We start from the raw sequence: 13,084 nt of genomic DNA on the forward strand, positions 1-13,084 counted from the left end.
TCCTGCCTGCGGACGCCGTCCTCAGCGGGAGGCGGCGATGAGCTCCGCGATCTGGACGGTGTTGAGGGCGGCGCCCTTGCGGAGGTTGTCGTTGCTCACGAACAGCACGAGCCCGCGGCCGCCGTCGACGCTCTGGTCCTGCCGGATGCGGCCCACGTAGCTCGGGTCGCGGCCGGCGGCCTGAAGCGGGTTCGGGACGTCGGACAGCTCGACGCCAGGCGCGGCCTGCAGCAGCTCGGTCGCCCGCTCGACCGGCAGCGGCCGGGCGAACTCGACGTTGAGCGACAGCGAGTGCCCCGTGAAGACCGGCACCCGCACGCAGGTGCCCGCCACCCGGAGGTCGGGGATGCCGAGGATCTTGCGGCTCTCGTTGCGGAGCTTCTGCTCCTCGTCGGTCTCGAAGGAGCCGTCGTCGACGACGGAGCCGGCCATCGGCAGCACGTTGAACGCGATCGGCGCGACGTACTTCACCGGGTCGGGGAACGCCACGGCCGACCCGTCGTGGGTCAACGCGTCGGCCTTCTCGACCACGGCCTTCGCCTGGCCGTGCAGCTCCTCGACGCCGGCCACGCCGCTCCCGGAGACCGCCTGGTACGTGCTGGCGACGATCCGGGTCAGCTGCGCCTCGTCGTGCAGCGGCTTGAGCACCGGCATCGCAGCCATGGTCGTGCAGTTGGGGTTGGCGATGATGCCCTTGCGGATCTCGCCCAGCGCGTGCGGGTTGACCTCGCTGACGACCAGCGGGACGTCCGGGTCGCGCCGGAACGCGGAGCTGTTGTCGATCACGGTCACGCCGGCCTCGGCGAACCGGGGCGCCTGCGCCCGCGAGGTGGTCGCCCCGGCGGAGAAGATGGCGATGTCCAGACCCGTCGGGTCGGCGGCGGCGGCGTCCTCGACGGTGATCTCGCCACCGGCCCAGGGCAGCGTGCTGCCCGCCGAGCGGGCGGAGGCGAAGAAGCGCAGCTCGGCGAGGGGGAACTCCCGCTCGGCGAGGAGGTCGCGCACGACCCGGCCGACCTGCCCGGTGGCGCCGACGATGCCGACGCGCAGCCCACCGTTCGTGCTCATCGTCCCGTCCCTCCGTAGACCACGGCCTGGGCCTCGTCGGTGCCCAGGTCGAAGGCGTCGTGCACCGCGCGGACGGCGATGTCGACGTCGGTGTCGCGGCAGACCACGGAGATGCGGATCTCCGAGGTGCTGATCAGCTCCAGGTTGACCCCGGCGTCGGCGAGCGCGCCGAAGAACTTGGCCGAGACGCCGGGGTGCGAGCGCATGCCGGCGCCCACGAGGCTGACCTTGCCGATGTGCTGGTCGAAGCTGACGCCGGTGTAGCCGACGGTGTGCTTGACCTTCTCCAGCGCGGCGAGCGCCGTCGGGCCGTCGCTCTTGGGCAGCGTGAAGGAGATGTCGGCGAGCTTGCTGGCCTCGGCCGACACGTTCTGCACGATCATGTCGATGTTGACCTCGGCGTCGGCGAGCACGCGGAAGATCTGCGCCGCCTCACCCGGCCGGTCGGGCACGCCGAACACGGTGACCTTGCCCTCGGAGCGGTCGTGCGCGACGCCGGAGATGATCGCCTGTTCCACGGTGAGGTCCTCCATCGAGCCGGTCACGGTGGTGCCGGGGAGCTGGGAGTAGGAGCTGCGGACGTGCACGGGGATGCCGTAGCGGCGGGCGTACTCGACGCAGCGGAGCATGAGCACCTTCGCGCCGGAGGCCGCCAGCTCGAGCATCTCCTCGTAGGTGATGGTGTCCAGCCGCTTGGCGTTGGGGACGATGCGCGGGTCGGCGGTGAAGACGCCGTCGACGTCGGTGTAGATCTCGCAGACGTCGGCGTCCAGCGCCGCGGCGACGGCGACGGCGGTGGTGTCCGACCCGCCGCGGCCGAGCGTGGTGATGTCCTTGGTGTCCTGGCTGACGCCCTGGAAGCCGGCCACGATGACGACGGAGCCCTCGTCGAGCGCGGACTTCAGCCGGCCGGGCGTGACGTCGATGATCCGCGCCTTGCCGTGGCTGGACGTGGTGATGACGCCTGCCTGCGACCCGGTGAAGGAGCGCGCCTCGTAGCCGTGCTCGGAGATGGCGATGGCCAGCAGCGCCATGGAGATCCGCTCGCCGGCGGTCAGCAGCATGTCCAGCTCGCGACCGGGCGGGGTGTCGGTGATCTGGCTGGCGAGGTCGAGCAGCTCGTCGGTGGTGTCACCCATCGCCGAGACCACGACCACGACGTCGTCGCCGTTCTTCTTGGCCGCGACGATCCGCTCCGCGACGCGCTTCATGTGTTCGGCGGAGGCGACGGACGAGCCGCCGTACTTCTGGACGACGAGGGCCACGGGACATGAGGCTACCGACGTCGTCCACGACCCGGGCGCTTGCATCCGGCAGACCCGACCGTTGTGATCACCGGGTGGACGATCCGGGCCGCTGGCTGCTCACCTCGGACGAGCGCGACAACGCTGGCGCCGCGGTCCCGGGCTGGACGGAGGGGAACCTGGTCCGCCCGCTGGTGCACGGGTCGGTGTACTTCGACCGGCTCGTCGAGGTGGTCGAGCAGCTGGGCGAGGGCGACCGCCTGTGGTTCACCGACTGGCGGGGAGACCCCGACCAGCGGCTGCGGCCGGGCGGGCCGACCGTGGACGAGCTGTTCAGCGCGGCCTCGCGCCGCGGTGTCGACGTGCGCGGCCTGGTGTGGCGCTCCCACACCGACGCCCTCTCCTACAGCAAGGAGCAGAACCGGTCGCTGGACCGGGAGATCGAGGAGGACGGCGGGAAGGTCGTGCTCGACCAGCGCGTGCGCCGGGTCGGCAGCCACCACCAGAAGGTGGTGATCATCAGGTGCCCGGCCGACCCGTCCCGGGACGTCGCGTTCGCCGGCGGCATCGACCTGTGCCACAGCCGCCGCGACGACGCGCGGCACCACGGTGATCCGCAGGCGGTGGACATGGCCTCCGCGTACGGCCCGACCCCGCCGTGGCACGACGTCCAGGCCGAGATCCGGGGACCCGCCGTCGCCGCGCTGGAGACCACCTTCCGCGAGCGCTGGGACGACCCGACCAGCCCCGTCCAGGGCAACCCGATCGCCTACCTCGTCGACCGGTTCCGCAGGGCCCGGCTGGCCCCGTCCCCGCTGCCGCCCGAGCTGCCGCCGCCCCCGCCGGCCGGGCCGCACCTGGTCCAGATCCTGCGGACCTACCCCAAGATCCTCCCCCGCTACGACTTCGCGCCCGAGGGCGAGCGCTCGATCGCCCGCGGCTACTCCAAGGCCGTGCGGCGCGCCCGGCGGCTGATCTACCTCGAGGACCAGTACATGTGGTCGGGCGAGGTGGCCCAGCTGTTCGCCGACGCCCTGCGGGACCAGCCCGACCTGCACCTGGTGGTGGTCGTGCCGCGCATCCCCGACCAGGAGGGCGCGTTCAACGCGACGCCGCAGTACGTGGGCCGCCGCCAGGCGATCGACCTCTGCATCCGGGCGGGGGGCGAGGAGCGGGTGCACGTCTTCGACGTCGAGAACCACGCGGGGACGCCGGTCTACGTGCACGCCAAGGTGTGCCTCGTCGACGACGTCTGGGCCAGCATCGGCAGCGACAACTTCAACCGCCGCTCCTGGACGCACGACAGCGAGCTGTCCACCGCCGTCCTGGACACGACGATCGACCCGCGCGAACCCCTGGACCCGGCGGGGACCGGGGACTGCGCGCGCACGCTGCCGCGGGACCTGCGGCTGGAGCTGGCGCGCGAGCACCTGGACCTCGATCCCGACGGCGGCGACGACGACCTGCTGCTCGACCCCGAGCGCTTCGTCGCCACGCTCGAGGAGCGGGCCGCCGCCCTGGCCGAGTGGCACGACGGCGGGCGGCGGGGGCCCCGCCCGCCCGGGCGGTTGCGGCCCCACCGCCCGGAGAAGCTGGCCTGGCACACCCGGCTGTGGGCCACGCCGGTCTACCGGCTGCTGGTCGACCCCGACGGCCGCCCGCTGCGCCTGCGGTTGCGCAAGGAGTTCTGAGGCCCTCGCTGCTGCCCGGCCGCGCCGCCGACCTACCAGTCCCCCGCACAGTCGGCTTCTGCCCAGCCCCGGTGGGCACAGACCGAGCGCGGGGAGGACCAGGCCCCGGCACAGTCGAGCTCTGCCCAGCCCCGGTGGGCAGAACGCTACTGACCTCGGAGGGGACCTGGCTCCTGCCGACGACCCCTGGCGCACGCGGGGCTCGGCCGCGCTGCTGCGGCGAAGGCCGGCGCGCTGCTACCGTGGCGGCGTGCGCGGCAGCCTCCTGCTTACCCGCCGCGGCGAGGCCCTCTCCTAGGTCGGCCCCCTCGCCGCGGGGTTCTGGCGTCCCCGGCGTCCGCTGACCGTCCCCGGAGCTGTGCGCACTCCGCGCACGGCAGCCCGCCCCAGGAGCCCTCCCCCATGAGCGAGACCCACCCGCACGCCCGCCACCCCCAGCAGCCGTCCGGCATGCCGATCCACCGCTACGCGCCCTTCGCCCCGGTGGTGCTGCCCGACCGCACCTGGCCGGACACCGTGACGACGCAGGCCCCCCGCTGGTGCGCCGTCGACCTGCGCGACGGCAACCAGGCGCTGATCGACCCCATGACGCCCGACCGCAAGCGGCGGATGTTCGAACTGCTGGTCCGCATGGGCTACAAGGAGATCGAGGTCGGTTTCCCGGCGGCCAGCCAGACCGACTACGACTTCGTCCGCCAGCTGGTCGAGGAGGACCTGGTACCGGACGACGTGACGATCCAGGTGCTGACCCAGGCGCGCGACGAGCTGATCGAGCGCACCTTCGAGTCGCTGCGCGGCGCCAAGCAGGCGATCGTGCACCTCTACAACTCCACCTCCACCCTGCAGCGGCGGGTCGTCTTCGGCTCCGACCGCGCCGGCATCGTCGACATCGCCGTCCACGGCGCCCAGGTGGTGCGCAAGCTCGCCGAGCAGATGGGCGACACCGACATCCGGTTCGAGTACTCACCCGAGTCGTTCACCGGCACCGAGCTCGACTTCGCCGTCGAGATCTGCAACGCCGTCACCGACGTGTGGGAGCCCACCCCGGACCGGCCGACCATCCTCAACCTGCCGGCCACCGTCGAGATGGCCGAGCCCACCGTCTACGCCGACCAGGTCGAGTGGATGCACCGCAACCTCGGCCGGCGCGACTCCGTCATCCTGAGCCTGCACCCGCACAACGACCGAGGCACCGCCGTCGCCGCCGCCGAGCTCGGCTACCGCGCCGGCGCCGACCGCATCGAGGGCTGCCTGTTCGGCAACGGCGAGCGCACCGGCAACGTCGACCTGGTCACCCTGGGGCTGAACCTGTTCAGCCAGGGCATCGACCCGCAGATCGACTTCTCCGACATCGACGAGATCCGCCGCACGGTCGAGTACTGCAACCAGCTGGGCGTGCACGAGCGGCACCCCTACGGCGGCGACCTGGTCTACACCGCCTTCTCCGGCTCCCACCAGGACGCGATCAACAAGGGCTTCAAGGCCCTGGAGGCCGACGCCGCGGCCGCCGGCGTCCCGGTGGAGCAGCAGACGTGGGCGGTGCCGTACCTGCCGATCGACCCCAAGGACGTCGGTCGCAGCTACGAGGCCGTGATCCGGGTGAACAGCCAGTCCGGCAAGGGCGGCGTCGCCTACATCATGAAGACCGAGAACCACCTGGACCTGCCGCGCCGGCTGCAGATCGAGTTCAGCGCGGTCATCCAGCGGCACACCGACGACGAGGGCGGCGAGGTCACCGCCCAGCAGATGTGGACGGCGTTCAGCAGCGAGTACCTGCCCGACCCGGCCGCGCCCTGGGGCCGGTTCGCCCTCACCGGTCACCGGCACACCGCGCACGGCGACGGGCAGCTCGACGAGATGGTGGTGGAGCTGGTCGACTCCGGCGTCCCGGTGACCGTCGAGGGCCGCGGCAACGGCCCGATCGCGGCGTTCGTCGACGCGTTGAAGAGCCTGGACGTCGACGTCCGCGTGCTCGACTACGCCGAGCACGCGATGTCCGCCGGCGGTGACGCCCGGGCCGCGGCCTACGTCGAGTGCGCCGTGGGCGACCGGGTGCTCTGGGGCGTCGGCATCGATCCCAACATCGTCACCGCCTCCCTGCGGGCCGTCGTCTCCGCCGTCAACCGCGCGGAGCGCTGAGCCACCGCCGGGGCCGGGCGCGCTGCCCCGGCCCCGGCGGCCGGCATCGGCCCGGCGGTCACCCGCGGTCGCGCTGGTCAGGCGGGGCGTCGGCGGGCTCGTCGCCCGGCGGGTCGTCGGCGTCGGCCCCGACGAGGCCGAGGAACCCCGCCTCGTGCACCACCAGCAGGTCCTGCCGCACGTGCCGGCGCCGGTAGGCGATGCGGCTGATCATGTGCGCGCTGACCGGCACGGTCAGCAGCTGCAGCAACCCGCCGAGCAGCAGCATCCACACCACCGGCGTCCCGACCAGCCGGATCGCGCCGCCCGTCATGATCAGCAGGACGCCGGCGACCTGCGGCTTCGTGCCGGCGTGCAGCCGGGAGACCACGTCGGGGAAGCGCACCAGCCCCACCCCCGCGGCCAGCGCCATGAGCGACCCGAGCAGCAGGCAGCCGATCGCGATGACGTCGAGCACCGTCTGCACTGCCGTCACCGCCCCTCGGTGGACTGCTCGGCGGCCGGGGGGAGCCCTGCACCCTGGCCGTCGTCGTCCCCGGACATGAGCAGCATCCCGCCCACGTAGCGCACCACCGACACGGCGCCGACGAATCCCAGCAGCGCCACCACGAGGAGCACCGGCACGACCGCGGCGTCGCGCGCGAGCGCGGCGTACACAGCGACCCCCGCGGCGATGATCGCCAGCATCGTCTCGGTCGCGACCACCCGGTCCAGCAGGGAGGGGCCGCGCCAGACCCGCACCATCGCCAGGGCCGCACCCGCGGAGAGCATCGAGTAGGCGGCCACCCACACCAGGGTCATGTCGTCCTCCCGTCGGGGTCCGCCGGGCGCGGCCGCGGCTCGTCGAGCGCGGCGATCTCGCGGGCGCTGCCGAAGGCGCGCACCACCCGGCCCTCCACGGCCAGCACCTCGGCCCGTTGCCGGTCGACGTCCTCCTCGGTCTCCACCGGCAGCACGTGCACCAGCATCGTCCGGCGCGTGCGGTCGATGTCGAGGACCAGCGACCCGGGCACCAGGCTGAGCGTCTCGGCGATCAGGGTGAGCAGCAGGTCGGAGTCGGTGCGCAGCTCCGACACGATGACCGCGGAGCGCACCCGCCCACCCCTGCGCAGCGCCGCCCACGCGACCTGCGCGCTGGAGACGGCCAGGTCGCGCAGGAAGAAGCCGAGGAAGGCCAGCACCGGGAGCGGCCGGAACCGGGCGTGCTCGGTGACCCCGGGCAGCGGCAGGACCCAGGTGACGGCGACCGCGACCAGCACCCCGGAGAGCACGTTCCCCCACGACCAGGTGCCCCACAGCAGCACCCAGATGAGGACCAGCCAGGCGATGAGGGGCAGGTGGCGGGCGCGGCGGCCGACGAGGGCACCGGGGCTCACGGGACGTCCTCGGCCGAGCTCGCGGGGCCCTCCCCGTAGACCGCCTCCACGTACGGGGTGCGGTTCAGCAGGTCGGTGGCCGCACGGTCGGCGAGCGCGTAGAGCGGCCCGGCCAGGAAGGTGAGCGCCACGCTGACCGTGACCAGGCCGGCGGTGGCACCGAGCAGCGCCCGGGGCAGCCGCTCCCGGTCGTCGAGGACCTCCCCCGTCGGGTCGGGCTCCGGGCCCGGGGTCCCCGTGGCGAGCGCCACCTGGTGCTGCCAGGCGGCCTCGCGCGCCCCACGCCGGGTCGAGCCCAGCCCCGACCGGGACGACCCGCGCGGCCGCGCTCCGCCGTCGGCGCTGCCCTCACCACTGCCGGTACCGCTCCCCGTGCCGTCGTCCGGACCGGCGTCGGGTCCGCTCTCGGCGGCCGCGTCCGCGGGGGTCTCCAGGTGCTCGGCCTGCCTCGGCGGCCGCCAGAACGCCCGTGACCAGACCCGGCTGACCGCGACGAGCGTGAGCAGGCTGGTGACCACCCCGGCGGCGACGAGCAGCCCCGGCAGCACCCCACCGGCCGAGACACCGGCCTGCAGCAGCCCGAGCTTGCCGAGGAAGCCCGACAGCGGCGGGATGCCGGCGAGGTTGAGCGCCGGCACCAGGTAGAGGACGGCGAGCAGGGGCGAGGCCGCGGCCAGACCACCCAGGCGGCCGACCGTCGTGCTGCCTCCCTGACGCTCGACCAGCCCGGCCACGAGGAAGAGCGTCGCCTGGATGACGATGTGGTGCACCACGTAGAAGATCGCCCCGGCCAGCCCTGCCTCGGTCGAGAGCGCGATCCCGAACACCATGTAGCCGATGTGGCTGACCAGCGTGAACGACAGCATCCGGCGCAGGTCGGTCTGGGCGATCGCACCCAGGATGCCGACCACCATGGTGGCCAGCGCCGCGCACATCAGCACGGTGTCCAGCGCACCACCGGGGAACAGCAGCGTCTGGGTGCGGATGATCGCGTAGACGCCGACCTTGGTGAGCAGCCCGGCGAAGACGGCGGTGACCGGGGCGGGCGCGGTCGGGTAGCTGTCGGGGAGCCAGGCCGACAGCGGGAAGACCGCGGCCTTGATGCCGAAGGCGACCAGCAGCATCCCGTGCAGCAGCATCCGGGTGCCGTCGGGGAGCTCGCCGAGCCGCCCCGCCAACTGCGCGAGGTTCACCGTCCCCGTCGCCGCGTACACCAGGCCGATCGCGGCGAGGAAGAGCAGCGAGCTCATCAGGCTGACGACGATGTAGGTGATCCCGCCCCGGATGCGGGGAGCCGAGCCGCCGAGGGTCAGCAGCACGTAGCTCGCGGTGAGCAGGACCTCGAAGCCGACGTAGAGGTTGAACAGGTCGCCGGCGAGGAAGGCGAAGCCCACCCCCGCCATCAGCACCAGGAAGGTGGGGTGGAAGACCGAGACCGGCGCGCTGCGCGGGCCGTCGGCGACGCCCTGGCCCACGGAGAACAGCAGCACCCCGAGCGCGACGGTCGAGGCGACCACGATCATCAGCGCCGACAGCCGGTCGACGACGAGCATGATCGCCTGCGGCACCGGCCAGTCGCCGACCGCCACCGCCACCGCGCCGTCGGCGTCGGCGAGCAGGAGCAGCGCCACCGCCACCCCCAGCACGGTGGCGATCGCCGCCAGGCTGATCAGCCGCTGCACCCGCGGGTAGCGGCTGAGCAGCAGCGACAGCGCAGCACCGAGCAGCGGGACGAGCACCGGCACCGGTGCCAGGACGCGCATCACCTCGGCCGCCTGCGGGTGGAGGGCAGGTCGACGTCGTCGGAGGGGCTGTCGGGGAAGCGCTCCGCCAGCCGCGCCTCCGGGTCGGGCGGCCCGCCGACGACGTCGCCCGTCGTCCGGTCGTCGGGGTGCAGGTCGACCGGGTCCATGTCGTCGGGGTCCATGGCGTCGGCGTGCCGGGGGCTCCGGGCGGCGACCCGGCGGTCCTCCTCGTCGGTGTGCACGACCTCCTGGCGCACCAGCCGCCACGAGCGGTGGATGACCGCCAGCAGGAACGCCGAGATGCCGAAGGTGATGACGATCGCCGTGAGGACCAGCGCCTGCGGGAGCGGATCGCTCATCTCCCCGTCCCCGGCGTGACCGACGATCGGCGCCTCCCCGGCCGGGCCGCCGGACGACAGCAGCAGCACGTTCGTGGCGTTGCCGAGCAGGAGGAAGCCGAGCAGGACGCGGGTGAGGCTGCGGTCGAGCAGCAGGTAGACGCCGGCGGCGTACAGGCCGGCGATGACGACGGGCAGGACGACGGTGGGGGTCACCGCGCGATCACCTCCTCGGCGGCGGGGTCGCTGTCCTCGCCCTCCTCCTCCTGGCGGTCCAGCTCGGCGCCCAGGCTGCGCAGCACGTCGAGGACCAGCCCGACCACCACCAGGTAGACGCCGATGTCGAAGAAGAGCGCGGTCACCAGGGCCACCTCACCGAACACCGGCAGGGTGGCCTCGAAGAACGCCGTCTCCAGCACCTGCGCGCCGAGCGCGAGCCCGACGACCCCGGTCCCACCCGAGATCAGCAGGCCGAGCCCCAGCAGGACCCCGGGGTCGACCGGTGCGGCCTCGCCGAGCTCGTACCGCCCGCCGGCCAGGTAGCGGAGCACCAGCGCGAGCCCGGCCACCAGCCCGCCGGCGAACCCGCCGCCGGGCGCGTTGTGCCCGGCGAAGAGCAGGAACACCGACAGCACGAGGACGGCGTGGAACAGCAGCCGCGTGACCACCTCGAAGATCAGCGACCGCCGCCGCGGGGAGAGCGTCGAGGTGGCGGCCAGCCACTGCGCCCGGGGGGCCCGGCGGCCCTGCGGCACCTCGAGCTCGTCCTCGGCGGTGGCCCGCGCGAGCGCGCCGGCCCGGCCGCGCAGGAAGACCAGGCTGGCCACGCCGGTCGCCGCGACGACGAGGACGGAGATCTCGCCGAAGGTGTCCCACGCGCGGATGTCCACCAGCGTGACGTTGACGATGTTGTCGCCGTGGGCCTCCTCGGCGAGCTCCGGGTACGCCTCCGACACCGCCGGCGCCTCCCGGGCGGACAGGGCGATCGCGCTGGCCACGCCCATGAAGCCACCGACCGCCGTCGCCACCACGCCGCGGCTCCAGCGGGTGCGGGCGCGGGAGCTCCCGCCGACCTCCAGCGGCAGCTTGCGCAGCACCAGGACGAAGGCGACCAGGGTGACCGTCTCGATGAGCACCTGGGTCAGGGCGAGGTCGGGCGCCCCGTGCACGACGAAGAGGACCGCCAGGCCGTACCCGGTGAGCCCCACGACCACGGCGGCGGCCAGCCGCTGGTGGATGCGCACGGCGAGCAGGGCGGCCACCAGCACCAGGGCGCCGGTGATCGCCTGGAGCGGGTTGTCCCAGGCCCGCCACTCCGCGGGCCAGGTGCCGCGGGCCAGCAGCAGACCCCCGGGCAGGGCCAGCACGGTGACCAGGATGACGCCGAGGTAGACGGGCAGCGAACCGCGCTGGGTGGAGCCGGTGACCACGACGGCCAGCCGGTCGAGCGCCTGGAGGACGTTCCAGTACCCGGTGTCGGCGGAGACCGGGACGCCCACGCGGCGCTGGAGCCGGAAGACCGGGCGGCGGGCCAGGAACAGCACCGCACCGGTGAGCAGCGTGACCGCGGAGAGCCCGAGGGCCGGGGTGAGGCCGTGCCAGAGCGCGAGGTGCTCCTCCTCGGGCAGCAGCTGCGGCAGGGGCTCCGCGGCGGCGACGACGAGCGGGTCGAGGGCGGAGGCCCCCAGCCCGCCGGCGAGACCGGCGAGCGCCAGCACCACGGGCGCGACGAGGAAGAGCGGCCCCGGCGGGTGCTCGAGCTCCGCGGGCGCCGTCCCCGGCAGGCCTGGCTTGCGGGCGAAGGCGCCCCACAGGAAGCGCGCGGTGTAGGCGACGGTGAGCACCGAGCCGACGACGAGCCCGACCAGCACGACGGTGGCTGCGGTCCGGTCGGGCAGGGCCCCGTCCCACAGCGCGGTGAAGGCCGCCTCCTTGCCCACGAACCCGATCAGCGGCGGCAGGCCGGCCATGGAGGCCGAGGCGAGCACCGCGGCGGTGGTGAGCACCGGGAGCCGGCGCCCCAGCCCGGAGAGCTCCCGCAGGTCACGGGTCCCGGTCGCGTGATCGATGACGCCGACGGAGAGGAAGAGCGTGGACTTGAACAGCCCGTGGGCCAGCACCATGGCGAGCCCCGCCTTCCCCAGGGCCGCGCTGCCGCCGCCCACCAGGGTCAGCACGAACCCCAGCTGGCTCACCGTGCCGAAGGCGAGCAGCAGCTTCAGGTCGTACTGGCGCAGCGCCCGGTATCCCCCGACCAGCATGGTGGTGACGCCGATGCCGAGGACGACGGGCCGCCAGCCCGGGACGTCGGCGTACCCGGGTGCCAGCCGGGCGACCAGGTAGATGCCGGCCTTCACCATGGCCGCGGCGTGCAGGTAGGCGCTGACCGGCGTCGGCGCCTGCATGGCCGCGGGCAGCCAGAAGTGGAAGGGCACCATGGCGGACTTGGTGAGCGCACCGAGCAGCACGAGGAGCACGCCGCCGACGAGGAGGCCGCCGTCGCCCGGCGCGGTGACGATCTCCGACAGCAGCGTGCTGCCGGCCGCCTGCGACAGCATGATGAGCCCGGCCAGCATCGCCAGCCCGCCCGCCGTGGTGAGGATCAGCGCCTGACCGGCGGCCCGGCGGCCGGCCACCGTGGCGCCGGAGCCGCCGATCAGCAGGTAGGAGAAGACCGTGGTCAGCTCCCAGAACACGTAGAGCACGAAGACGTCGTCGGCCAGGACCAGGCCGAGCATCGCCCCGGCGAACGCCGTGAGCTGCCCCCCGAGCCGCCCGGCGCCCTCGTCGTCGGGTCCGACGTAGCGGGAGCAGTAGACCAGCACCAGGGCCCCGACGCCGGTGACCAGGCCGGCGAAGGTCAGCGCCAGCGCGTCCAGCCGCAGGGCCACCGACAGGTCGAGGGCGGGGACCCACGGGACCGTCTCGGCGATCTCCCCGCCGTCGAGCACCGTGGGCAGCCGGGTCAGCACCCACACCAGACCCGCGGCCGGGACGAGGGCGAGGGCCAGGAACGCCTGCCGCCCCCACCACCGCACGAGCACCGGCGCGGCGAGCGCCGCGACGACGTGCGCGAGCAGCAGCAGGGTCACGGAGCTCCAGGTGGCACGGCGGTCTCGGGACGCGCGCGCGCCCGATCGGGCAGTACCGCCGTCCCGCCGCGGTGAAACTCAGCGCCCCGGTGCGACCAGCCCGCTCTCGTAGGCGAAGGCGACGGCCTGCACCCGGTCGCGCAACCCCAGCCTCAGCAGCACCCGGCTCACGTGCGTCTCCACCGTCGCCTCGCCGAGGTAACGCCGGGCGGCGATCTCGGCGTCGGACAGCCCGGCGACCACGGTGCGGATGGCGGGGCGACGAGGGCCTCGGGCGGGGCCACCTCGAGCAGGGAGCGGTTCCCTGATCATGGCGCGTCCTCCCTCCCGCTCTGCGGTGAGGGCGGACGCGCCGCGGTGCGGGAGGACGGCATCAGGCCGGCGACGGCGC

General features: G+C 73.8%; 11 protein-coding genes. 2 read left to right on the forward strand and 9 right to left on the reverse strand.

The window, feature by feature from the left end:
* Positions 1-21 precede the first annotated feature (21 nt).
* Positions 22-1,068 carry an aspartate-semialdehyde dehydrogenase gene (locus tag ACI79W_RS18595; RefSeq protein ID WP_456563572.1) on the reverse strand — a complete coding sequence of 349 codons (1,047 nt, stop codon included), beginning with the start codon at positions 1,066-1,068 and terminating at the stop codon, positions 22-24.
* Positions 1,065-2,333, reverse strand: a complete 1,269-nt coding sequence (locus tag ACI79W_RS18600; protein WP_456563573.1) for an aspartate kinase — start codon at positions 2,331-2,333, stop codon at positions 1,065-1,067. Before ACI79W_RS18600 ends, ACI79W_RS18595 begins: the two co-directional genes overlap by 4 nt.
* A gap of 74 nt (positions 2,334-2,407) precedes the next feature.
* Here ACI79W_RS18600 and ACI79W_RS18605 point away from each other — a divergent pair, with 74 nt between their 5' ends.
* Together ACI79W_RS18605 and leuA are read left to right on the forward strand one after the other, a co-directional pair.
* Positions 2,408-4,003: a phospholipase D family protein gene (locus tag ACI79W_RS18605; RefSeq protein WP_456563574.1), complete on the forward strand. Its 1,596-nt coding sequence runs from the start codon at positions 2,408-2,410 to the stop codon at positions 4,001-4,003.
* Between the two features lie 402 nt (positions 4,004-4,405).
* Positions 4,406-6,142 (forward strand): 2-isopropylmalate synthase, encoded by a 1,737-nt coding sequence (gene leuA / locus ACI79W_RS18610; RefSeq protein WP_456563575.1) that lies wholly within the window; start codon positions 4,406-4,408, stop codon positions 6,140-6,142.
* Positions 6,143-6,200: 58 nt separating this feature from the next.
* Here the strand turns inward: leuA and mnhG are convergent, their stop codons facing one another.
* From mnhG to ACI79W_RS18645, 7 genes are all read right to left on the reverse strand, one after another.
* Positions 6,201-6,617, reverse strand: coding sequence for a monovalent cation/H(+) antiporter subunit G (gene mnhG / locus ACI79W_RS18615; protein ID WP_456563576.1), 417 nt, complete (start codon positions 6,615-6,617; stop codon positions 6,201-6,203).
* Positions 6,614-6,943 carry a monovalent cation/H+ antiporter complex subunit F gene (locus ACI79W_RS18620; RefSeq protein WP_456563577.1) on the reverse strand — a complete coding sequence of 110 codons (330 nt, stop codon included), beginning with the start codon at positions 6,941-6,943 and terminating at the stop codon, positions 6,614-6,616. The genes mnhG and ACI79W_RS18620 overlap by 4 nt, the downstream gene beginning before the upstream one ends.
* Complete coding sequence (locus ACI79W_RS18625) at positions 6,940-7,518, reverse strand: Na+/H+ antiporter subunit E (RefSeq protein WP_456563578.1); 579 nt, start codon at positions 7,516-7,518, stop codon at positions 6,940-6,942. Before ACI79W_RS18625 ends, ACI79W_RS18620 begins: the two co-directional genes overlap by 4 nt.
* Positions 7,515-9,281, reverse strand: a complete 1,767-nt coding sequence (locus ACI79W_RS18630) for a Na+/H+ antiporter subunit D (protein WP_456563579.1) — start codon at positions 9,279-9,281, stop codon at positions 7,515-7,517. Before ACI79W_RS18630 ends, ACI79W_RS18625 begins: the two co-directional genes overlap by 4 nt.
* Positions 9,281-9,817, reverse strand: a complete 537-nt coding sequence (locus tag ACI79W_RS18635; RefSeq protein WP_456563580.1) for a Na(+)/H(+) antiporter subunit C — start codon at positions 9,815-9,817, stop codon at positions 9,281-9,283. Before ACI79W_RS18635 ends, ACI79W_RS18630 begins: the two co-directional genes overlap by 1 nt.
* Entirely contained in the window at positions 9,814-12,693 is a 2,880-nt protein-coding gene (locus ACI79W_RS18640; RefSeq protein ID WP_456563581.1) for a Na+/H+ antiporter subunit A, read from the reverse strand. The genes ACI79W_RS18635 and ACI79W_RS18640 overlap by 4 nt, the downstream gene beginning before the upstream one ends.
* 78 nt (positions 12,694-12,771) lie before the next feature.
* Positions 12,772-12,936, reverse strand: a complete 165-nt coding sequence (locus tag ACI79W_RS18645) for a response regulator transcription factor (RefSeq protein WP_456563582.1) — start codon at positions 12,934-12,936, stop codon at positions 12,772-12,774.
* Positions 12,937-13,084: the final 148 nt, after the last annotated feature.

It is taken from the genome of Blastococcus sp. SYSU DS0533 (assembly GCF_054050775.1).

What these genes read in the sequence shown, in the direction of transcription:
- ACI79W_RS18630 (WP_456563579.1), bottom strand. Translation starts at nt 9,281, where the DNA reads ATGCGCGTCCTGGCACCGGTGCCGGTGCTCGTCCCGCTGCTCGGTGCT.
- ACI79W_RS18595 (WP_456563572.1), bottom strand. Translation starts at nt 1,068, where the DNA reads ATGAGCACGAACGGTGGGCTGCGCGTCGGCATCGTCGGCGCCACCGGG.
- leuA (WP_456563575.1), top strand. Translation starts at nt 4,406, where the DNA reads ATGAGCGAGACCCACCCGCACGCCCGCCACCCCCAGCAGCCGTCCGGC.
- ACI79W_RS18620 (WP_456563577.1), bottom strand. Translation starts at nt 6,943, where the DNA reads ATGACCCTGGTGTGGGTGGCCGCCTACTCGATGCTCTCCGCGGGTGCG.